The organism is Micromonospora sp. NPDC049139, assembly GCF_055586845.1.
In genome coordinates this window covers 130,231-153,093 of sequence record NZ_JBVJHK010000011.1, presented here as the reverse complement: position 1 = coordinate 153,093, position 22,863 = coordinate 130,231, and the positions used below count along the sequence as shown (strand labels likewise).

The window sequence follows — 22,863 nt, the reverse complement described above, 5'->3', positions numbered from 1 at the left end:
CGTGCCGGACCGTCCACCGGCCGACCTCGTCCCTGCCGGCGTGCCGGCCGAGCAGCTCACCCACAACACGCTCAACGGGGTGACCGGCGGCATCTGGCGCACCCGCCGGGACGGACAGGCGGCCGTGCTGAAGCTGGTCACCCCGCCCGGCCGCCCGGGCCCCGCGCACTGGGCCGGCAGCGACGAGCCGGGGCACTGGAACTACTGGCGACGCGAGGTCGAGGCGTACCGCAGCGGCCTGGCCACCGCCGTGTACGCCGACGCGGGGCTGGCCGCGCCGACGCCGCTGGCGGTCGACGACCGGCCGGACGGCTCGGTGGCGCTGTGGCTGGCCGAGGCGACCGGCCGGCCGGGCATCGCCTGCACGCCCGCCGACCTCGGCGAGGTTGCCGCCCGGCTCGGCGCCGGACACGCCCGCTGGCTGGGCGATCCCGAGGCGCGGGAGCTGCTGCCGGGCGGCCGGGCGTCGTTCTGGCTGGCGCGTGACTGGCTGCGCGACTACACGCTCACCCGGCCGGTGGCCGCCCCGGTGCCGTGGGAGCACCCGGTCGCCGTCGCCGCCTGGCCGCGCCCCCTGCGCGACGCCCTGCGCACGCTGTGGGAGCGGCGGCACGAGGTGCTGGCGGCCACCGACCCGATGCCCCGCACGCTCTGCCACCACGACTGCTGGCCCATGAACCTGGTGTTCGGCGACGACGGCCCGGTGCTGCTGGACTGGTCGGGCGTCGGGCCGGGGCCGCTCGGCGAGGACGCGGCGAACCTGGTGCTCGACACCTTCCTCGACGGGCTGGTCGACGTCGCCCTGCTCGACGAGGTGGCCGCCACGGTGGTCGACCGCTACGTCGAGGGGCTGCGCGGCGCCGTCGCACCGGCCGTGGTCGTCCGGGCCGTCCGGCTCACCGGGGCGGCCAAGTACTTCTGGCTGGCGCCGATGATGCTCGGCCGGCTCGGCCGGACCGCGATCAGCGGGACCTACGACGCGCGTGACGAGGCGGAGATGATGGCCGGCCGCCGGCCGGTGCTGGAGTTGCTGGTGCGCTGGGCCGCCGAGGCGCTGTCCTGACGGGTCGGGGGCCGCTCAGCCCTCGATGTTGAAGCGCTGCAACACCGACGGGGCGACCAGCCCGAGTGCCGCGAGCACCGAGACCGCCGTCAGCACGGCCCGGACGACGATCACCTCGGTCTTGCTGCCGGCCCGCAGGGCGATCTTGTTCGGCAGGCCGATCGGCGTCCACATCCGACGTTTGATCGGGATCGGCCACAGGATCGGCACGCCCGCCCGGGTGATCATGTCGCCGAGGATGTGCACGAAGCAGCCCACCCCGACGGCGGTGCCGATCAGCGGGTAGCCCCGGTCGCCGGGCAGGTTGGCGAAGGTGAACCAGGCCGCTCCGGCCGACGCGAGGGTCACGATGACCCAGCCGGCCCGCTCCGCCCACTTGTCGAACAGCCCGCGCAGGGCCAGCCCGAACATGAAGAACAGGATGCCGATCACCGCCCACTTGCCGTACGCGGCGCAGAGCGTGGTGGTGCCCCAGCCGACCAGCAGGGTGAACGGGATGGTGTGGGTCAGCGTCCGGTGGCCGTTGTTGCGGCGGGGGTCCTTGCTGAGCTTGGTCGCGTAGTAGACCCCGAGCGAGATCTTCTCCATCACCTCGGCGATGAAGAGCGAGAACACGCCGAAGGTGCGGGCGACGGTGGCCCCGCCCTGGTTGCGGGTCACCTTGCCGGACAGGTCGAGGTCGGGGAAGAGCGCCCCGCCGGCGCAGACCGCGGTGCCGACGGCGAGCTCCAGCGGAGTCTGGTGGTAGTTGGCGAAGTGGTCCAGCGCCCAGGACCCGGTCAGCCACACCGCCGCGCCGGACAGCGCGTGGGACGGTCCCATCATGTCGGCTCGCCCTCCCCAGGGATCTTGAGCGCCAAAACTACGCCACTGTAGTTCGTCGCGGTGGCGCAGGGGCATCACCCGGACGGTCCACAGAGGGTGGTGTCGGGGAGGGGTGCCGGTCGATGCCGGGCCACCAGGAAGTATCGCGTGCCGCCGGGCGGGCGGGGCCGTTCTGTCGGCCACCGGACGGCGTGCCGCGCGGGGTGGCCCGGCACGCCGTCCCGCACGCCGTCCGGCAGGCCGCCGGCCGGTTCAGCAGGCGGCGCCGCCGACCGCGAGGAGATTCCCCTCGGGAATGGTGATCTTCTGCCGGGGCTCACCGAGCCGGGCGGCGGCCCGCCGGGCCTGCGCCGGGCCGTGCTCCCGGCACGCGGTCGCGTACGTGCCGGCGGTCCGGGCCGCGATGGTGGCCCAGCCGTACCGCCGGCCGACCATGGTGCGGGCCTGCCGGGCCACCCGCCGGGCGAAGACCTCGTCGCCGATGAGCCGGTCGACCGCGCCGGCGAGGGCGTCCGGGTCGCTGTGCCGGAAGGTCACGCCGGTCACGCCCGGCTCGACGATCTCCGCGAGGCCGCCGGTGCGGGCCACCGCGAGGGGCGCGCCGGCCGCCGCCGCCTCCAGGGCCACCATCCCGAAAGGCTCGTAGAGGCTGGGCACCACGGTCGCGTCGGTGGCGCCGAGCAGCGCCGGGAGCTGGGTCGAGTCCAGGAAGCCGGCGAAGCGTACGGTCTGCCCGAGCGCGAGCCGGCGGGCCTCCTCCTCCAACTCGGCGCGGTAGGGGCCGTCGCCCGCGATCACCACCCGCAGCCCGGGGTGCCGGTCGCGCAGGTGCGGCACGGCGTGCACCAGGTGCTGCACGCCCTTCTCGTAGACCAGCCGGCCGGCGTACCCGACGAGGGGGCCGTCGCCGGCGAACCGGGCGCGGGCCGAGGCGACCGCCCGGGGTTGCGCCCGCCAGGCCCGGTCGTCGACCCCGTTGGGCACCACGTCGATCCGGTCGGCCGGCAGGTCGAAGAGCGTGGCGACCTGTTCGCGCATGTAGCCGGAGCAGGCGATCACCCGGGCGGAGGCGTTGCTCAGCCAGTGCTCGACACCGTGGATGGTGCGGTTCATCTCCTCCGGCAGCCAGCCCTGGTGCCGGCCGGCCTCGGTGGCGTGGATGGTGCTGACCAGCGGGATGTCCAGGTGCTCGCGCAGGGTCATCGCGGTGTGTGCGACGAGCCAGTCGTGGGCGTGGATCACGTCGTACGTGCCGGCCTCGGTGGCGCGCAGGGCGGCCCGGGTCAGGGTGTGGTTGAACGCCATCGTCCAGGCGAGCAGGGAGGAGGTAGCCAGCGGGAAGGTGACCGGATCCTCGGCGGCGCGCACGATGCGGACGCCGTCGGCGTACTCCTCCAGGGGCGCGCCGTCGGCGTGCCGGGTGACGACGGTGACCTCGTGCCCGGCGGCGGCCAGGGCCACCGACAGGGCGTGCACGTGCCGGCCCAGCCCGCCGACCAGGACGGGCGGGTACTCCCAGGAGAGCATCAGCACCCGCTGCTGCCGGGTGGGGTGGATGTCGATCACGTCGGCGTCAGGTGACATGCGGCCCCCTTTGAGTTGTCCCCGAGCGCGCGCCGGCACCGCCGAGGGTGCCCGCCGGGTGTCGCGACCGGATCGGCACCCATCCTCCTGGCGGCCGGCTAACCAGCGGAGACGCCGCCGTTGCGGTCGTGTAAAGCGCTACCGGCGGGTGCGGCGCACGCGCAGCACCTCGGCGACCGACCACGCCTGGAACGGGCAGCCGGTCGCGCCGTGCGGCGGGAGGCCGTCGGCCGTCTCGCTCACCGATCCCAGGCCGTATTCGGTCAGATGAGCTTCGATGCCCACGAAAAGGTCGTCGACCGGCATCTTGGCCCGCCGGGCGGCGTCGGCGTACGGACCGAGCAGCCAGGGCCACACGGTGCCCTGGTGGTAGGCGCCGTCCCGCTCGGCCGGCCCGCCCCGGTGCCGCCCGACGAACTCGGGCGAGTCGGGGGAGAGACTGCGCGGGCCCAGCGGGGTGAGCAGCCCGGCGGCGACCCGGCGCAGCGTGGGCTCGTCGGGCTCCAGCGGGGCGTACGGCAGCGACCAGGCCAGCAACTGGTTGGGGCGGAGCAGGTCGTCGTCGTGGTGCGCGGCCCCGCCCAGCGGGTACGCCGGCGCGGGCGCGTCCACCACGTCGTGCAGCCAGCCCGTCGGGGCGGGAAACCGGTCCCGGAACGCGGCGACGGCCCGCTCGTGCAGCCGCCACAGGTCGGTCGCGTCCCGCCCGGCCAGCTCGGTCAGCTCGGCGAGGCCGGCCAGCCCGTTGACCCACAGCGCGTTGACCTCCACCGGCTTGCCGGTGCGCGGCGTGACCGGCACCCCGTACACCCGGGCGTCCATCCAGGTCAGCGCCGTGCCCGGGGTGCCGCCCTGGGTGAGCAGCCCGTCGGCCGGGTCGACGGCGATACCGAACCGGGTGCCGGCCAGGTGCGCGTCGACCACCCCGCGCAACGCGGGCAGCAGCTCGTCGCCGAGGTCGGTGTCGCCGGTGACGGTGACGTGCCGGCTCACCGCGTGCAGGAACCACAGCGTCGCGTCGACGGTGTTGTACTCCACCCGGCCGGTGTCGGCGGTGTTGGCGAGCATCCCCTCCGACAGCGTCGCCGCGTACGCCCGCAGCAGCTCGCGGCCCTCGTCGGCCCGGTTGGTGCAGAGGAACAGCCCCTCGTAGGAGATCATCGTGTCCCGCGACCAGGCGCCGAACCACGGGTAGCCGGCCACCACGTCCGGCCCGGCGCCGGTGCGGATCACGAAGGCGTCCGCGGCCAGCGCGAGCGTCGCCTCGACCGGGTCCGCCGGCTTCGCCGCCGCCACGACCCGCCGGTTGCGGGCCCGGGCCGCCGCCACCACCTCGGTCGCCAGCGGGAGCTCCTGCGCCGGGTCGCCGGCCCAGGCGAGCACCGACACCGTGTCGCCCGGCCCGCCCAGCTCCCCGGAGAAGCGACCGGCGTACCAGAGGTCCTCGTCGGGGTGCAGGCCGCGCGCCGCCTCCTCCCGGTGGTGCGCGCCGTGCCACCACCGACCCTCCGGCGTCCAGTCCGGCCCGGCGAGCCGGAAACCGCCCTCCACCACCGCCCCGCCCGGCACCGGCTCCACCCGCGGGGCCGGGCCGTCGGCGCGGCGCTCGCCGTGCGCGTCCCGCCAGGTGCAGACCGCCGCCAGTTCGAGCCGCACCGGACCGCCGGAGACCAGCCGGTGCACCACCGCCACGCACGGGCGGCCGTGCGTCATCGCCAGCTCCCGCTCGATCACCACGTCGCCGACCCGCCAGCGCCACCGGGGCAGGCCGTCGGTCAGGTCGAACCGCTCCAGCAGCTCGAAGCCACGCGGGTCGACGTCGCCGGAGGCCCACTCGTGCGCGCCCAGGCGCACCCGGGCGCCGGAGGGGAGGACCACCGCCGGGTCCAGGCTGACCAGTCCCACCCGTCGGGACGCCGGCGTCTCACCGGCCACCACCAGCAGGCCGTGGTAGCGGCGGGTCCGCAGCCCGCTGACGGTGCCCATGGCGTACCCGCCGAGGCCGTCGGTGACCAGCCACTCCCGGGTCGCCCCGCCGGTCAGGTCGCCGCACACCTGCGGACCCAAGCGAATGTCGATCAACTTTCCTCCACCGGCCGCGGCGTGCGACGGACCACGACGAGAATGGCCCGTGTGGTGAAGTCCCCCGGCGGCGTCGAAGATGTGCGAGTGATCACCGACATGCCGCCCCCCGACGACCGCGCGCCCGACCCCGAACGGCTCCGGCTGGCTCAGGCCGACGCCGGGGAGCAGGACTGGCGCGCATGGGGTCCCTATCTGTCCGAACGGGCGTGGGGGACGGTACGGGAGGACTACAGCGAGCACGGTACGGCCTGGGACTACTTCCCGCACGACCACGCGCGGTCCCGAGCCTACCGGTGGAGCGAGGACGGGATGGCCGGCGTCTGCGACGACCGGCAGACGTTCTGCTTCGCCCTCGCCCTGTGGAACGGCAAGGACCCGATCCTCAAGGAGCGGATGTTCGGCCTCGGCGGCGACGGCGGCAACCACGGGGAGGACGCCAAGGAGTACTGGTGGTACGAGGACTCCACGCCCACCCACTCGTGGATGCGCTGGCGGTACCACTACCCGCAGGCCGCCTTCCCGTACGACGAGCTGGTCGCGGTCAACGCCCTGCGCGGCCGGGACGACACCGAGTACGAGCTGGTCGACACCGGCATCTTCGACGACGACCGGTACTGGGCGGTGACCGTCGACTACGCCAAGGCGACCCCGACGGACATGTGCGTCGTCGTCACGGTCGCCAACCGGGGCGACCGGGCGGCCACCCTGCACGTGCTGCCCACCCTCTGGTTCCGCAACACCTGGGCGTGGGGGCTGCCCGGCTGCGACCGGGTGCCTCGGCTGGTCGGCGAGGGGTCGCGCCTGGTGGGGGAGCACCGGGTGCTCGGCCAGCTGCTGCTGGAGGGCGACGGCGAGCCCACGCCGCTGCTCTGCGACAACGACAGCAACGCCGAGCGGCTCTGGGGGCTGCGCAGCCGGTCCCGCTACCCGAAGGACGGCATCAACGACCACGTCGTCGACGGGGCCGCGACGGTCAACCCGGCCCGGGAGGGCACCAAGGGCGCGCTGCACTACGTGCTGGACGTGCCGGCCGGCGCGCAGCGGCGGATCCGGCTGCGGCTGACCCGTACCGCCCCGCCGCCGGGCGGCACCCCGCCCCCGCCGGCGGACCTCGGCGACGGCTTCGACGCGGTGGTCTGGACCCGGCGGGCGGAGGCGAACCGGTTCTTCGCCGGCGTGATCCCGGCCGCGGCGACCCCGGACGAGGCCCTGGTCGCCCGGCAGGCGATCGCCGGGCTGATGTGGGGCAAGCAGTTCTACCACTTCGACGTCAAGCGCTGGCTGGAGGGCGATCCGGGGTCCGCGCCGCCGCCCGGTCGCCGGCACGGGCGCAACAGCGCCTGGTGGCACATGAGCAGCTTCGACGTGATCTCCATGCCGGACCCGTGGGAGTACCCCTGGTACGCGGCCTGGGACCTGGCCTTCCACTGCGTCAGCATCGCCCGGGTCGACCCCGGCTTCGCCAAGGAGCAACTGCTGCTCCTGCTCCGCGAGTGGTACCTGCACCCCAACGGGCAGATCCCGGCGTACGAGTGGGCGTTCGGCGACGTGAACCCGCCGGTGCACGCCTGGGCGGCGCTCAAGGTGTTCGAGATCGACGGCAGCCGGGACCACGACTTCCTGGCCCGGGCGATGCACAAGATGCTGATCAACTTCACCTGGTGGGTCAACCGCAAGGACACCGGCGGCAACAACGTCTTCGAGGGTGGCTTCCTCGGGCTGGACAACGTCGGCCCGTTCGACCGTTCGGCGGCGCTGCCCGTGGCGGGGGTGCTGGAGCAGTCCGACGGCACCGGCTGGATGGCCATGTACGCCCTCAACCTGCTCGACATCGCGATCGTGCTGGCCGAGCACGACCGCACCTGGGTCGACACCGCCACCAAGTTCTTCGAGCACTTCGCCTACATCGCGGCCGCCGCGTACGAGCAGGGCCTGTGGGACGACGAGGACGCGTTCTTCTACGACGTGCTGCGGCTCGCCGACGGCACGAAGGTGCCGCTGAAGGTCCGCTCGGTGGTGGGGCTGCTGCCGCTGGCCGCCACCACCCGGCTCACCGCGCGTACCCTGCACCGGCTGCCCGAACTGGGCGCCCGGCTGCGCTGGTTCCTCACCAACCGCCCCGAGTACGCCGACGTGATCGGCGCGCGGCGGCTCGGGCCGGACGGCCGCCAGCACCGGCTGCTGTCCATGGTCGGCCCGGAGCAGATCGTCCCGCTGCTGGCCCGGATGCTCGACCCCGACGAGTTCCTCTCCGAGTACGGCCTGCGGACGTTGTCCCGGGCCCACCTGGACAAGCCGTTCTCGGTGACCCTCGGCGGCCAGGAGTTCAGCGTCGGCTACGAGCCGGCCGAGTCGACCAGCGGCCTGTTCGGCGGCAACTCCAACTGGCGCGGCCCGATCTGGATGCCGACGAACTTCCTGCTGATCAGCGCGCTGCGCGACTACGCCGCGTTCTTCGGCGACGACCTCCAGGTGGAGTACCCGACGCGCTCGGGGGTGAAGCGGACGCTCGACGAGATCGCCGACGACCTCTCCGCGCGGCTGATCTCGCTGTTCACCCGCGACGGCTGGGGCCGGCGCCCGATCTACGGCGCCGCCCAGCTCTTCCAGACCCACCCGGACTGGCGGGACCTGATCTGCTTCCCGGAGTACTTCCACGGCGACAACGGGGCGGGCCTGGGCGCCTGGCACCAGACCGGCTGGACGGCGCTGGTCGCCGACCTGATCCTCACCCTGCGCCGCTGACCGGGCGGCGCCCCGTCGGGTGCCTGTCACCGGGCCGGCCGGGCTCGCGGCACCGGTGCCGGGGCGGACCGCGTCGCCGGGTGTCCGCCCCGCAGGGGCATGGGTTGCGGGATCATGTCCGCCGTGGCGGTGCGTGGCTTCGCCGACCTGGCCGCCGCGCTCGCCGCCGCCCGGGCCACCGGCGGGAGCGACCGCGGCGCCTGGCCGGGGGTGGTGACGGCTGGGCCCTGCTGCACGGCATGGTCATGCTCACCCGCGGCGGGCGGCTGCGCCCGGAGACGCAGGAACAGCGGGAGGAGATGGCCGTGGCGAGGCTGCTCGCCGGCCCGTGACCCTCCGCCACGACCGGCGTGACGGGCGCCGGGCCGGCGGAACCCGGATGACCGGGCCGGCGGAGGGCAGTACCGTGGCGCCGGCCGTCAACGGGAGGAAAGCCATGGCAGACACGACGCGCCGGCGCGGCGGGCAGGTGCTCGTCTTCGACGCCGACGACACGCTCTGGGAGAACAACATCCTGTTCGAGCGGGTGATCGACGACTTCCTGGAGTGGCTGGACCACCCCACGCTCGACCGCGCCGAGACCCGCGCCATCCTGGACGACATCGAGCGGGCCAACACGGTCGCGCACGGCTACGGCAGCAAGGTCTTCCTGCGCAGCCTGGCCGAGTGCCTGGAGCGGCTGCGCCAGCGGCCCGCCACGGAGGCCGAGCGGCGCGAGATCGAGGGTCTGGCGGCGGCGCTGGCCGATCACCGGGTGGAGCTGATGCCGGGGGTGGCCGAGGCGCTGGACGACCTGGCCGGCCGGCACGAGCTGTTGCTGCTGACCAAGGGCGAGCCCGAGGACCAGCAGCGCAAGCTCGACGCCTCCGGGCTGCTGCACCACTTCCGGGCCGCCCACATCGTGCCGGAGAAGGACGTCGACACCTACCGGTGGCTGACCCGGGAGCACGACATCGACCCGGCCGTCGCCTGGATGATCGGCAACTCCCCGAAGTCCGACATCCTGCCCGCCCGCGCCGCCGGCATGAACGCCGTGTTCATCCCCAACGACAACACCTGGGTGCTGGAGCACGCCGAGCTGGACCCGGCCGACCGGGGCGTGCTGCGGCTGTCCGCGTTCCCCGAACTGCTGCTCCACTTCTGAGCCGTACGCTGGTCGCGGGCGGCGGCGCGAGGGCCGCGCCACGGCGGTCGCCTCGACGGGGAACAGCGCTGGCCCGCAGGGCCGCGTTACGTCGACATGCCGCTTTTTCACCTTGACATCAATCACGCTCGCTCGGACCCGGTTCGTCCTTGTCCGGCCCGCGGACGCGCGCCTAACCTGATCCGGCGCTCACGGCTCGTCGGGGTGAGTCGGGGGCGCGCCGAAGTCCGGTAGTTGGGCACCGTGGAGCTGAGTGCAGGCGGCAGGCTCGCCGTGGTGAGCCCGGCGTGGGCGGCGTGCCACGCCCGCGCGCTCATTCGGTGATGTCCGCTACCACGCCGGACGGCTGGGGGTCAGGATCGGGGAGTTGCGGACCCGGTCCTGACCCGCCCCCAGCGGATACGCCCCCTCCACCCCGGCTCGACGTCAAGGGGTCAGGGAACCGTGATGCCAAGGGACCACGGGAACGTGTGCCGGCTGCCAGGATGTCCGGCATGAACCGGAGAAACCTCCTAATTGCCGCTGCCGGCGCGGCGGCGTCCGCCGTCGTCGCCCCCGCGGCCCGCGCCTCCGCGGCCCCCGTGGCCCCGGCAACCCGGGACGCCTGGAGCACCACGACCACCGTGGCCCGCTATCCGAGTGATCGGCGCATGTGGGTCGACCCGAACAACCGCGCCGCCAAGCTGCGGACGCTGCCGGTGGAGTGCCGGCAGGTCATCGTCGTCGGCGGCGCCAGCTACACCACCACCTACGCGACCCTCGAGACGTACGCCAAGGTGCTGGGCCACTGGCGGCGGGTGTCGGGCGCACTGCCCGCCCGGATCGGGTCGAAGGGTTTCAGCGACAACCACGTGGAAGGGGTGCCCACCACCCCGACCGGGGTCTACTCGATCGGCCCGACCATGTACGGCATCGGGGCCAACCCGGGCGTGCGCTACCCGTACCACCGCCTCGTCAGCGGCGACTGGTGGAACGAGAACCCGGAGTCGTCGCTCTACAACACCTTCCAGCACAGCGCCACCAACCCGGGCGGCTACAGCGAGGCGCTGTGGCAGGAGACGCCCGCGTACACGCACTTCGCGGTGATCACCTACAACATGCCGCCGAACGTGGCGAAGCCCGTGCCGTACGCGGGCAGCGGCATCTTCCTGCACGAGTTCAGCACCAGCGGCGGCAACCCCACCGCCGGCTGTGTCAGCCTCTCGCACACCAACCTGGTGGCCGTCCTGCGGTGGCTCAACCCGGCGCTGTCTCCGCGCATCGTGATCAGCCCGTACGCGAACCTCGACCGCTACTGACGCTCGCCCTCTATCCGAACTCGCGGACCCTCCAGCCGTGCCGGCCCAGGTGCCGGCACGGCTGGTCGCGGATGACGGTCCGGGGGATCTCTGGCTGTCGCCACCGTTAGAGCCGGCCTCGGTGAACCCGCTGCCGTCGTCGCCGTAGTAGCCGGACGATAGCGGGCGGTATATGAACCACTCCTAACTTCTACCCGTCGTATTGGCCCTTAATCGGAGGGTGACGGGTGAAGAGGAAAGTGAGAGGACCGCTGATCGCGGTCCTGGTGGTGGCGTTGGCCGCCAGTGTGGGCGGGACGCAGGTCCTGTCAGAGCGGGAGCCGGAGAGCACCGCGACCGCGGCAGACGACGACGGCCTGCTGTCCCGACTCGGCGACGCCGCAAAGGGGCTGGTCGACGGCGGCTCACGCCCGGCGAAGCCGGAGGTGGTGAGCGCCGGACTGGCGGTGCAGGAGAAGGCGCCGCCGGCGAAGGCCTGGCCGCCGCAGAAACGGGTCAGGGAACTCACCGGCAAGCGCACCGAGAACAGCCGTGTCTACCAGCTGTCCGACGGGCGGACCCAGGCGGAGATCTCCGCCGTGCCGCTGCACTACCAGGACGCCAAGGGTCGCTACCAGCCGATCGACACCACGGTGCGCCCGACCAAGGACAAGGGATACGTCCAGGGCAACCGGACCAATTCCTTCACCAGCCTCTTCGGTGACAGCTCCGACGACCTCGTGCGCTTCGAGCAGGACGGCCGCAGCATCGAGCTGGGCCTGACCGGCGCTGCCAAGAGCGTGACGCCCAGGGTCTCCGGCTCCACCGTCACCTACCCGGGCCTGGCTGGCGGGGCCGACGTCGTCTACGACGTCACGTCCACCGCGCTCAAGGAGAAGATCGTCCTGCGCAAGGCCCCCAGCGGGCCGGTGTCGTACACCTTCACGCTGGACACCGCCGGCCTCATCGCGCAGCAGCGCCCGGACGGCTCTATCGCATTCCTCCGCCCCGACGGTGGCGAGCCGGTCTTCGTGATGCCGGCACCGTTCATGCACGACAACAAGGACGACAGCGCCTCCCCACACGGCAAGGTGTGGAGCGACAAGGTCACCCAGAGGGTGACCCGGTCCGGCGCCACGTCGACGATCACGCTCAGCGCGGATGCCGGCTGGCTCGCCGACAAGGCCCGCGTATACCCGGTGGTCATCGACCCGACCATCCAGATCCGCCCGGTGCCGGACGCCGCCCAGCAGACCCAGATCTACCAGGGCGCCGCGACCACTCCGCAGGGCGGCACGTACCAGCTGAAGGTCGGCACGGACGACTACGCCTGGCGGTCCCTGATCAAGTTCCCGCTGCAGTCCAGCATCATCCCGCCGGGCACCGCCGTCGACGACGCGCGCCTGGAGATGTACTACGACCAGACGCACACCGCCTGGGAGTACGACGTCCTGATGGAGGCCCGGCGCGTCACTGAGCCATGGAGCGAGGAGACCGCGACCTGGCAGAACATGAACGCCAACATGACATCGACGGCGGCTGGCAACCTGGTGCAGCTCGACGACGGCGACGCTGGCACCTCGGTGAGTGGTACCTGGAGCTACTCCGGTAACGCGGAGCTGACCCCGCTGGCTGTCAAGTCCGACTACCGGTACAACAGCGACCCCGTCGCCGGAGACACGCACACCTGGACGCCGACGATCACGGAGACCGGGGACTACAAGGTCGAGGCGCACTACGTCGGGGAAACGGACCGGACGAGCGTCACCTACGCCGTCACCCACGCCAATGGCACCGTCAACGCTCCGCCGGTCAACCAGGCCTCGCCCGTGGGCCGTGGCGCTTGGGCCACGTTGGGCACCTACCGGTTCAACGCCGGCACCACCGGCAAGGTCGTGCTCAAGGACGTCGCGGGCAAGAGCGTGATCGCCGACGCGGTGCGCTTCACGCGGTGGGGCGTGTCCAACAAGCCTCGCGCTGTCTCGAGTGCTTGGAACTCCTTTGCCGTACGGGACGTCGTGCAGCAGTGGCTCAACGGCACGGCCAATCACGGCTTTGTGGTCAAGGCGGTGGACGAGGCCACGAAGCAGCGGGGTGGCCCGATCTTCGAGGCGTCCAAGTACCGCTACATGAACGACCGGCGGGACTTCAACCTGCCGAGGCTGATCGTGACCTGGGGTCGTCCGGGTGTGGCGGTGGACCCGCCCACGACCGTCACCTCCACCGGCGCCGTTCTGACCTGGCCCGGCTACGTCGACCCGTCCACCTCGCCGAATGACGACGTCGTGGAGTACCAGGTGCACCGCAGCGTGTTCCAGGTCTTCGCGCCCACGGCAGCGACCCTGATCGCGCCGCTGTCGGAGTCCGCACGATCCCATCAGGACACCACTGCGGTGCCCACAGCGGCGGACAACACCAACCCCATGGACCGCAAGTTCTACTACTACATGATCGCGGTCAAGACCAGGGACGGCCAGCTCATCGCCGGTCCGACCCAGCCGGTGATGCTGCCGAAGGCGGGCCAGATCACCAAGATCATCCGCCGCGGGGCCACGGCCGGCGACGTGATCGACACCAATATCGGCTCTCTCGTACCGAACCAGAACCTCAGCGTCTACGACGGTGACCCGTACGTGGGGGTTGGCAACAACTCCACGGTCTACGGTGACACCCGCGGCCTGATCAAGTTCGCCAACCTCTCGGGCATTCCCAGCAACGCCAAGGTCGTCGATGCGCAGTTGCGGCTCTGGACCACCTACAACTACGGGCCGAACGACCCCGACAGCGGCACTGTCGACGTGCACGAGCTGAAGCAGAACTTCAGCGAGACCACCGCTACCTGGAACCAAGCCTCGACAGGCGTGTCGTGGAGCGGCGGCAACTACGACCCGACCCCACTCTCCGGTTTCAACGGGTACACCAACGACCCGGAGTGGGAGACCTGGGACGTCACAAAGGCAGCCGCCAAGTGGGTGCTCAACCCCGCCGCCAACAACTTCGGGCTGCTGCTCAAGTTCAAGAACGAGGCGGCCGACAACCAGCGGGTCATGATGCTCAGCTCGGAGGCTCCGGAGCGGCTGCTCCGGCCGACGCTTGAGGTCACCTACCTCGAGCAGACCGCCGAGTCTACCTACTACGCCGCCTCGACCCCGCAGACGCTGACGCCCAACGCCACGTACAGCCTCCCGATAACCGTGTCGAACCCATTGCTCGCGGCGTGGAACACCAGCGACTGGGAGTTGTCGTACGACTGGAAGCGGCGGGACGAGACCGGCGCCCTGGTCGACGCCACCGACGAGAGTTTTGAGCTGCGCACCGCGCTCCCGAAGGATGTGGCGCCGGGTGGCACGGTCGACGTCACCGCGCAGGTGAAGACGCCGCCGTCGTCTACGGAAGGCAACAAGCGCACCGAGTACATCCTCCAGTGGCAACTGCGCAACAAGATCACCGGGAAGTGGCTCTCGGAGACCACCCCGATCAAGCCGTTGCCACAGAACGTGGCGGTGGAGGAGCCGACCTCCGACCAGCTCGGCCTGGAGAAGTTCTACTCGTACGCGGGTAAGAACACGGGCGCCGGTGGCACCCTGATGAACAACCTGTACGCCGGCAACACGGTCTGGTCGTACAACGCGTTCAGCAACCCGTCGCGGGGCCTGTCGACCTTCGTCCGGCTGGCGTACAACTCCCTCGACACCAGCGACACCGTCGCCGGCCACGGCTGGTCGCTGCAGGCGTCGTCGATGATGCGCCTGGGCACGCCGCTGGACTTCCACCCCAACCCGAACCCGACGAAGGTCACCCTGACCGACGGCGACGGCACCAGCCACTGGTTCACCTGGGACGTCGCCGCGGGGGAGTGGAAGGCCCCCAAGGGCGTGCACCTGCACCTGCAGAAGGTCACCACTCTCGACTGCAAGCCCAACACGCAGGAGCCGAAGGCGTGGGTGCTGACCCGGCCCGACCGGACGCAGTTCTTCTACGACTGCGAGGGCTTCCTGTCCAGCGTGGTGGACAACAACGGCAACGAAATGCGCTTCGTGTACGAGGAGCGCAAGTCCAACAACAAGCCGACCAAGTTCCTCAAGTACCTGCTCGACCCGACCGGCCGGCAAACGCTGACCATCGACTACTACGCCAAGGGCAAGGCGTTCGACTACATCGACGACACGGACTGGACGCGGAAGTCCGCGACCAACCTGACCAACCCGAAGATCATCGACCACGTCTCGCAGATCACCGACATCTCGGGGCGCAAGCTCACCTTCACCTACACGGACAAGGGTCTGCTGGGTGAGCTGATCGACGGTGTCGGTTCCAGCGGCAACATGGGCGACCAGAAGGTCTTCAAGTTCGCCTACGACATGACGCAGGGGAACAAGAACGTCAAATTGGTCAAGGTCACCGACCCGCGCGGCAACGCCACCGGGCTGGTCTACAACTATCCGCAGGCCGGCGACGACCCGAAGTGGCACTGGACCACCAAGTCGTACACCGACCGGCTCGGGCACCTGACGCAGTTCGCCTACGTGGACCCGGACGGCCCGCAGGAGAATGCGATCCACACCACGGTGACGGACGCGGAGAATCACGCCAGCCAGTACCAGATGGACGGCTACGGCCGGCCCACGCAGGTCACCAATGCGAAGAACGAGGTCACCAAGCTCGGTTGGGACGGCGACCACAACGTCGAACGGTTGGAGGAGGCCAACGGCGCCGTCTCCACCTGGGCGTACGACGCCAAGACCGGCTACCCGACCGAGACCAAGGACGCCGAGGCGGTCAAGAACGGCACGCCGGGCACGGTGCTGACCTACCAGCGCCAGCTCAACGGCTACGTCGCCGACCTCACCGAGAAGACCAGCCCGGAAGGGCGCAAGCACACCTTCGGGTACGAGCCCGATGGTGACCTCGCCTGGGTGGTCGACCCGATGGGCAACACCACGTCGGACCCGGAGGACTACAAGACCTCCTACACGTACGACGCGTGGGGCCAGATGCTGACGGCGACCGACGCCAACGGCAACACCACGGTCAACGACAGGTTCGACCCAAACGGCTACCCGCAGACGATCATCGACGCGAAGACCAAGTCGACGACGTTCGTCTACGACGTGCGCGGCAACGTCCTGAAGGTCACCGACGCCTACGGCAAGGACACCACGCAGACGTACGACACGTTCGGTCGCCCGCTGGAGAACCGGATTCCGAAGGACCAGTCGGCCGGCGACTTCATCGTCACCCCGGCTCCGAAGTACGACGAGAACGACAACGTCTACGAGTCGTACGCCCCGAACGGCGCCGTCAGCAAGGCGGTCTACGACAAGGCCGACCAGCTGACCTACAGCCTGGCCCCGGTCGACGTCACGGGTGACCCGGAGCGGAGGACCTCGTTCACCTACGACAAGGTCGGCAACCTGCTGACCACCACCGAGCCGAAGGGCAACCTGTCGCCGGAGGAGGGCGACTTCGTCACCACCAACGCCTACGACGAGATCTACCAGCTCACCTCCGTCACCAACGCGGAGGGCCACAAGATCACCTATGAGTACGACAACGTCGGCAACGTCCGCAAGGTGATCGACCCGGTCAAGAACGCCTCGGCCGCGACTGACGACTACACCGCACTCTACGAGTACGACTGGGCCCATCGGCTGACCAAGACCACGGATGCGCTGGGCAAGTTCACGACCAGCGCGTACGACCGGGACGGTCTGGTCAAGGCCACGACCGACCAGCTCGGCAACACCACCGAGGTCACCCTCGACTCGCGGGGCATGCCGAGCGAGGTCAAGGTGCCGCACAAGAACGACGCCGGCACCATCACCTACCGCACCATGAAGTACGAGTACGACCAGGTCGGCAACCAGACCAAGGTGATCAGCCCGCGGGGCGTGGCCACCACGGACGACCCGGACGACTTCGCTACGGTCACCGTCTACGACGAGCTGAACCGGGCGAAGGAGACCCGAACGGCGTACGACAAGGACGACGCTCGCTACAAGACGGCGGACGTCACCACCTACGAGTACGACTTCGTGGGCCGGCTGGCGAAGGTCAGCATGCCGCCGTCGGCGGGTGAGTCGGTCCGCAACGACACGACCTACAGCTACTTCGACAACGGCCTGACCAAGACCAGCAGCGACCCGTGGGACATCGTCACGTCCTACGACTACGACAAGCTGGGCGCCCAGACCGCGCGGACCGTGACGTCGGCGGGCGGATCGTCGAACCGGACCATGACCTGGTCCTACTTCCCGGACGGCAAGCTGAAATCCCGTACGGACGACGGCGTGCCGATCGGCAAGCAGGTCGTGCTGGTCGACAACTCCGACTTCAACAACACCACTGCCACCGGCACCTGGACCGCGGCCACCTCGGCAACGAACAAGTACGGGCACAACTACGTCACCCGCCCGGCGGGTACCGGCGCGAACGCCTTCACCTGGCAGGTGAACGTGCCGCAGGCCGGCACGTACGAGGTGTTCGCCCGCTACCCGCAGGTGTCCGGCGCCGCCACCGACGCGAAGTACACGGTCAACCACGGCGGCGGCGACACGGTGAAGACGGTCAACCAGACCGCCAACACCGGTGCCTGGGTGAGCCTCGGCTCGTACAGCTTCACGGAGGGCAACAGCCACAAGGTGTCGCTGTCCGACCAGGCCGGCGGCACGGTCGTCGCCGACGCCGTGAAGCTGGTTCGGGACAACTCCGGTGAGGCGGACAACGAGAAGGTCGACTACATCTACCGGTACGACCCGAACGGCAACCTCACAACCCTCACCGACGCGTCACCCAATGCCCGGGTCGACACCTACTCGGTCGTCTACACCGGCCTGAGCCAGGTAGAGAAGGTCACCGAGAGCAAGTCGGGGACGGTCAAGAACAACACCACCTACACCTACAACGAGAACAGCGCACCGAAGACCACCACCCACGACAGCCAGTACGCCAGCTACGGCTACGACCCGCGCGAACTGGTGTCGACGGTGGTCATCGGCAAGTCCGCTGGGGATGCCGACAAGAAGACCACCACCTTCACGTACACCGACCGTGGCGAGAAGCTGACGGAGACCAAGGGCAACGGCAACACCGTCGACTACACGTACTACCTCGACGGTGCGCTGAAGACCCAAGTCGAAAAAAAGCCGAACGGGACGTTGGTGTCGGAGCACACCTACACCTACGACCTGAACGGCAACCGCACCCGCGACGTCGCCAAGAAGATGAACGCCGACAACCACGCAGCGTACCTCAGCACCACCAGCGACTACACATACGACCCGCGGGACCGCCTGTCCCAACTGGTCAAGACCGGGCATGGCGCCGACACCGAAACCTACGTGCACGACGCCAACAACAACGTCATCGACCAGACGATCAAGAACGTCAGGACCACCTACAACTACGACCGTAACCGCCTTCTGACCGCCTCGACCGGCGGCTTGACCGCCTCGTACAACTACGATCCGTTCGGTCGCCTGGACACGGTGACCGCTGCCGGTGAGGTGATCGAACGGAACGCCTACGACGGCTTCGACCATGTCGTCGAGAACCGCAAAAAAACTGAAACGGGCACGTCGACCACGAGGTACACCTACGACCCCCTGGACCGGACGACGACCAAGACGACGGACGTCGGCGGCACCAAGGAGAAGACCACCACGTTCAACTACCTCGGTTTATCAGGCGAGGTCTTGAACGAGGAGGTGGCCGGTGAGGTCACCAAGTCGTACCAGTACTCGCCGTGGGGTCAGCGGCTCTCGCAGGTCACCCATAAGGACGACGGCAGCGAGGAGGACGCCTACTATGGCTACAACCCGCACACCGACGTCGAGCAACTGACCGACGAGACCGGCAACGCGAAGGCGACCTACGGCTATACGGCCTACGGCAAGAACGACGACGCCCAGTTCACCGGCATCGACAAGCCGGACGCCGTCGATCCGACGAAGGAGCCGTACAACGCCTACCGCTTCAACTCGAAGCGGTGGGACCAGAACTCCGAGTCGTACGACATGGGCTTCCGGGATTACAGTCCGAGCCTCAACCGGTTCCTGTCCCGCGACAGCTATAACGGCGCCCTTGCCGACATGAACCTCGGCCTCGACGCGTGGACCGGGAACCGGTACGCCTTCGGTGGCGGCAACCCGATCAGTGCCATCGAAATCGATGGACACAACTTCCTAACGGACGCTGCCAGTGGTGTCTGGGCCGGAATCAAGGATTTTGGTAGCGCGACTTGGGGTGGGATTCAAGGCGGATTCGGTTACGTCAGGGACAATTATGCGGAAGCCGGGAAGGCGGTGGAGGACGCCGCGAGCGGTGACTGGGGAAGTGCTGCTAAACGAGGTGGCGGCGTTCTCGCCAACACGGTGACTGCGCCCTACAAGGCGGCGTGGAGCATGGCTTCCGACATAGGGTCGACGTGGTGGGGCGGAGTGCGGGCTGCGGCCAGTGGAGACGTCAAGGGGGTTGCGCAGGCCGGGACAAAAAACGGTTTGGCCCTGCTCGGGCTTGCTAGCCCGGTCAAGGGAGCCAAAGCTGCGAAATCTTCTGGTCTCCCCTATATGGGAAAGCCGAAGAAGGTTGAGCCATTCGAGAATGGTATTCCAGCCGAGTATGGCCGTACATACACGGCAGTAGGAACCGACGGTTCCACGAGGGCGACTGGCCGTCATCTGGTTAACGAAGGCGAGCATGACGTCATCGCACATGGCTCTAAAGATGGTAATGCCGTCATCGACAGCGTTCCGGTTGGGGCGAATGAGATTGCAGAACTCGTCCGGAACAACCCTGCCTACCGCGGGCAGACCTGCCGTCTCCTCGTTTGCCATGCGGGTAGTTCCGGATTTGCGCAAGAAATGGCGAACCTCCTCGGTGTTCCCACCCGTGGTGCGACCGACAGGGCGCGAGGCGTCTACGGCGGTGGTACCGAGGTGGCCAATGGGGGATACTGGCGCTTGTTCCTGCCGATCGTCAGAGGGTGAGGGTCGATTGCTAGAGAGAGTAGGTTTCTTTCGTGAGCTGGAGCCGCAGAGTAAGAACCCTAAAGCCATCAGCATCTTCGATGCTGTAAGAACTGTTGGGGAGCCAGACGAACTGCGAATTGTTGACTACCTGCGGTCGGGGCACCTGATAATTCCGGTCATGGAGGGGGCGCCGGACGTTATAACGAATGAGTACGGCTATCCTGAGTCCTCTGGATGTTCCTCGTGGATCAGTGACGGGACATGGGTGTGGCGCCAGGACCTGTCCCACTATGTCGGAGTGCACCACGTGCTATTGCCTGACGATTTTCTCGCCCATGTCAGGATGAACCGATACGTGGTTCCGGAGCTTTCTGAGGAGCAGTTCTTGCGGCTTGGCAGCCAATTGGGGGAGGAGTGGGGTAAATGACGGTCTGACTCTCTCGGCCGGTTGGGTGAATGCTCACCCAACCGGCCGAGTTGTATGTCGTTGCCTCCTCTGCGTGCGGATTCGTCCATGAAGTTTCCCGCCTGGTTGCGACTCTGAGGATGGACGCTGTTCCAGCGCGAAGAGTTGCCGGCCTGTCCATCAAATACATGAACAATGGCGGCGAGGCGTGGTCGATCCGCTAAGGAGCAATGCGAATTGATCCGAATGGAGCTACGTAAGGGCGTTGCGTTGATCGGACCGGGCGCTGAGCATGGGGGCGAAATTGCCTACGGGCTGAAGGCCGTGTTGGGTAAGTGTGGCTCTCGTCCCCTGGTGTGGACGGGCTGCTTCGTCGCTTCGCCGATCGTATCGAACGCTCGCTCGGCAGCGCCTCCTGCTTCCATGTCGTTACGCCGACACGCTATCGAAAATATAGACGTTTGTCACCCGAGTTTGCCCGCTTTGCACCTTGTTGTACCCGGAGCTCCCCACTTAGCCTGAGCGCGCTCAAGGTTCAACGGGGGAGCGGCATGATGAAGCTTCAGATCCGGCTTCTGGGCAGTGTGGAGCTGTGCGTCGACGACCAGGTCGTCACGCCCGGCGCGGCAAAGCGGCGCGCGGTCCTCGCGGGTCTGGCACTGGACGCCAACCGCGCCGTCTCGTTGCCACGGCTGGCCGACATGGTCTGGCCCGACGTGCCACCCGCCTCGGCGGTGGCGAATCTGCGTTCCCACGCCGCTGGGCTGCGGCGGGCGGTGGGCGATCGGCTGGTCGCCCGCCCCAACGCGTACGAGCTGCGGCTCTCGCCGCACGAGCTGGACGTGACGGAGTTCCACCGGCTGGCGGGCGAGGGGCGGGGCCTGCTTGCCGCGGCCGACCCGGCCAGCGCCGTCGACACCCTCACCGCCGCGCTGGCGCACTGGCGCGGGGCGTCCGGCGACGGCCTGCCCCGGGGCACTGCGCTGGACAACCGTTGGGCCAGCCTCGATGAGCAGCGACTCCAGGTCTTCGAGGAACTCGCCGGGGCGCGGCTGGCCGCCGGTGAACACGGCCGCCTCCTGCCCGAGCTGCGCGGGCACCTCGCGGCCCACCCGCTGCGCGAGCGCGCCTGGGCGCAGCTCATGTTGGCCCTCTACCGCTGCGGTGACGTCCCGGCGGCACTCACCGTCTACCAGGACGCCCGGGCAATACTGGACGAGCAGCTCGGCATCGAGCCGGGCGAGGAGCTGTCCACCCTCCACCGCGCGATGCTCGACAGGGCGCCGGAGCTGACGTACGCCCCGCCGCCCGCGCCGGTCACGACGGCGGCTGTTCCGGTTGTCCCAGCGCCTTCGGCGGCCGTCGCCGCGCCAGCGCCGCTTCTGGCTGCCGGGCCCCTCGGAGGCGCCGGGTGGGTGGTGCCCCGGGAGCTGCCGGCCGGTCTGGTCACCTTCGTCGGCCGGCGCCGGGAAACCGCCGAGGTGGTCACGGCCCTGCGCGGTGCGAACTCCGCCGCGGTCGTCGTGGCCGGCGCGTTCGGCAGCGGCAAGACCGCCTTGGCGGTACGCGCCGCGCACACCGTCGCCACCGACTTCCCCGACGGGCAGGTGTTCGTCGACCTCCGTAACCGGGCCCCGGTGACCCCAGGTGAGGTGCTCGCCCGGGTGCTGCGCGCGATCGGGGTCGCGCCCGACGACGTGCCCGGACACACCGACGAGCGAGCCGGCTGGTACCGGTCGCTGGTCGCAGGGCGGCGGCTCCTGCTGGTGGTGGACGGGGTCACCCGCGCCTCCCAGGTCCGACCGCTGCTCCCGGCCGGCCCCGGTCCAGGCCTGGTCGTGGTCGCGCAGCGCCGGTTGGCCAGCCTGGACGGCGTACGGCGGGTGACGCTCCGCCCGCTCGCCGCCGACGACGCGCGTGACTTGCTGGCGGATCTCGTCGGCCCGGAGCGGCTGGCCGTCGATCCGGCGGCCACCGGCGAGCTGGTGCGCCTCTGCGCCGGGTCGGTGCTCGCCCTGCGCGTCGCCAGTACGCGCCTGGCGGCCCGTGCAGGGCTGTCGGTGGCCACCCTGGTCGGTCAGCTCGCCGACAGGCGGGAGCGGCTCGACGTGCTGGACTACGACGATCTGTCGGTGCGGGCCAGCCTGGCCGCCGTCGTCGCCGCCGTCCGCGCCGACGACGAGGTGGCCGGGCGGCTCCTCGCGCTGCTGGGCGCGGCGCCTGACGCCTTGCTCCAGCCTGAGCGGGTCGCCCGGCAGCTCGGGATCTCCGCGGCGCGAATGCGCCGCGCCCTAGACGACCTGGCCGACGCGCACCTGGTCTGTCGGGACGAGCAGGGGAGGCACCGGCTGCCGGCGTTGGTCCGGGAGTACGCCGCCGAGATGGCCGCCGAGCCGACCGTCGCGGCGAACCCGCTGACGGGTTGGAGGGTTGAGCCGTTCGCGGCCTGAGCAGCGTGCCGGGAAGCCCGCCGAGCGGCAGGCAGTCTCAGGAGACCTCGCCGCGCACGATTGCCACCGCCACCCGGCAGAACTCGTCCATGTCTGGCTGGAAACCGGCCGCGATGTCGGGGTGCAGGCCGCCGCGCGTCTCGTCGAGCAGCCGCTGGCAGACCTGCTCGACCGGCTCACCGGCGTAGCTGGCCCGGACCCGTTCCGTCGCGGCCTGCAGCGCCGAGGTCAGCTGGTCCTCCAGCGGGCCGCGCAGCTTCTGCTGCACGGGATCGAGCCCGCGAGGGTCCAGCGTGACATGTGGCTCCGACATCG

The 22,863-nt window shown here is 69.8% G+C and carries 10 protein-coding genes; 6 read left to right on the top strand and 4 right to left on the bottom strand.

What is annotated here, in order from left to right; genetic code table 11:
• Position 1: 1 nt before the first annotated feature.
• Positions 2 to 1,063: a phosphotransferase gene (locus ACZ6Q9_RS19885; RefSeq protein ID WP_396827291.1), complete on the top strand. Its 1,062-nt coding sequence runs from the start codon at positions 2 to 4 to the stop codon at positions 1,061 to 1,063.
• Positions 1,064 to 1,078: 15 nt separating this feature from the next.
• Here the strand turns inward: ACZ6Q9_RS19885 and ACZ6Q9_RS19880 are convergent, their stop codons facing one another.
• The 3 genes from ACZ6Q9_RS19880 to ACZ6Q9_RS19870 all read right to left on the bottom strand — a co-directional run bounded on the left by ACZ6Q9_RS19880 (position 1,079) and on the right by ACZ6Q9_RS19870 (position 5,554).
• Entirely contained in the window at positions 1,079 to 1,888 is an 810-nt protein-coding gene (locus tag ACZ6Q9_RS19880; protein ID WP_350711186.1) for a metal-dependent hydrolase, read from the bottom strand.
• Between the two features lie 252 nt (positions 1,889 to 2,140).
• Positions 2,141 to 3,472 carry a glycosyltransferase family 4 protein gene (locus ACZ6Q9_RS19875; RefSeq protein ID WP_396827289.1) on the bottom strand — a complete coding sequence of 444 codons (1,332 nt, stop codon included), beginning with the start codon at positions 3,470 to 3,472 and terminating at the stop codon, positions 2,141 to 2,143.
• Between the two features lie 138 nt (positions 3,473 to 3,610).
• Positions 3,611 to 5,554, bottom strand: coding sequence for an amylo-alpha-1,6-glucosidase (locus ACZ6Q9_RS19870; RefSeq protein WP_396827287.1), 1,944 nt, complete (start codon positions 5,552 to 5,554; stop codon positions 3,611 to 3,613).
• Positions 5,555 to 5,653: 99 nt separating this feature from the next.
• Here ACZ6Q9_RS19870 and ACZ6Q9_RS19865 point away from each other — a divergent pair, with 99 nt between their 5' ends.
• The 5 genes from ACZ6Q9_RS19865 to ACZ6Q9_RS19845 all read left to right on the top strand — a co-directional run bounded on the left by ACZ6Q9_RS19865 (position 5,654) and on the right by ACZ6Q9_RS19845 (position 22,548).
• Positions 5,654 to 8,302, top strand: coding sequence for an MGH1-like glycoside hydrolase domain-containing protein (locus ACZ6Q9_RS19865; RefSeq protein WP_396827569.1), 2,649 nt, complete (start codon positions 5,654 to 5,656; stop codon positions 8,300 to 8,302).
• Between the two features lie 436 nt (positions 8,303 to 8,738).
• On the top strand, positions 8,739 to 9,446 hold the full coding sequence (locus ACZ6Q9_RS19860; RefSeq protein WP_357703915.1) for an HAD family hydrolase: 708 nt from the start codon (positions 8,739 to 8,741) through the stop codon (positions 9,444 to 9,446).
• 494 nt (positions 9,447 to 9,940) lie between these two features.
• On the top strand, positions 9,941 to 10,744 hold the full coding sequence (locus tag ACZ6Q9_RS19855; RefSeq protein ID WP_393268121.1) for a L,D-transpeptidase family protein: 804 nt from the start codon (positions 9,941 to 9,943) through the stop codon (positions 10,742 to 10,744).
• A 239-nt stretch (positions 10,745 to 10,983) separates the two neighbouring features.
• Positions 10,984 to 19,710, top strand: coding sequence for a golvesin C-terminal-like domain-containing protein (locus ACZ6Q9_RS19850; protein WP_396827285.1), 8,727 nt, complete (start codon positions 10,984 to 10,986; stop codon positions 19,708 to 19,710).
• A 942-nt stretch (positions 19,711 to 20,652) separates the two neighbouring features.
• The gene (locus ACZ6Q9_RS19845; RefSeq protein WP_396827283.1) at positions 20,653 to 22,548 is read left to right on the top strand and encodes an AfsR/SARP family transcriptional regulator; all 1,896 of its coding nucleotides are present in this window, start codon (positions 20,653 to 20,655) and stop codon (positions 22,546 to 22,548) included.
• Positions 22,549 to 22,585: 37 nt separating this feature from the next.
• Here the strand turns inward: ACZ6Q9_RS19845 and ACZ6Q9_RS19840 are convergent, their stop codons facing one another.
• The gene (locus ACZ6Q9_RS19840; RefSeq protein WP_350684079.1) at positions 22,586 to 22,861 is read right to left on the bottom strand and encodes a hypothetical protein; all 276 of its coding nucleotides are present in this window, start codon (positions 22,859 to 22,861) and stop codon (positions 22,586 to 22,588) included.
• Positions 22,862 to 22,863: the final 2 nt, after the last annotated feature.

What these genes read in the sequence shown, in the direction of transcription:
- ACZ6Q9_RS19840 (WP_350684079.1), bottom strand. Translation starts at nt 22,861, where the DNA reads ATGTCGGAGCCACATGTCACGCTGGACCCTCGCGGGCTCGATCCCGTG.
- ACZ6Q9_RS19865 (WP_396827569.1), top strand. Translation starts at nt 5,654, where the DNA reads ATGCCGCCCCCCGACGACCGCGCGCCCGACCCCGAACGGCTCCGGCTG.
- ACZ6Q9_RS19860 (WP_357703915.1), top strand. Translation starts at nt 8,739, where the DNA reads ATGGCAGACACGACGCGCCGGCGCGGCGGGCAGGTGCTCGTCTTCGAC.
- ACZ6Q9_RS19845 (WP_396827283.1), top strand. Translation starts at nt 20,653, where the DNA reads ATGAAGCTTCAGATCCGGCTTCTGGGCAGTGTGGAGCTGTGCGTCGAC.
- ACZ6Q9_RS19880 (WP_350711186.1), bottom strand. Translation starts at nt 1,888, where the DNA reads ATGATGGGACCGTCCCACGCGCTGTCCGGCGCGGCGGTGTGGCTGACC.
- ACZ6Q9_RS19855 (WP_393268121.1), top strand. Translation starts at nt 9,941, where the DNA reads ATGAACCGGAGAAACCTCCTAATTGCCGCTGCCGGCGCGGCGGCGTCC.
- ACZ6Q9_RS19875 (WP_396827289.1), bottom strand. Translation starts at nt 3,472, where the DNA reads ATGTCACCTGACGCCGACGTGATCGACATCCACCCCACCCGGCAGCAG.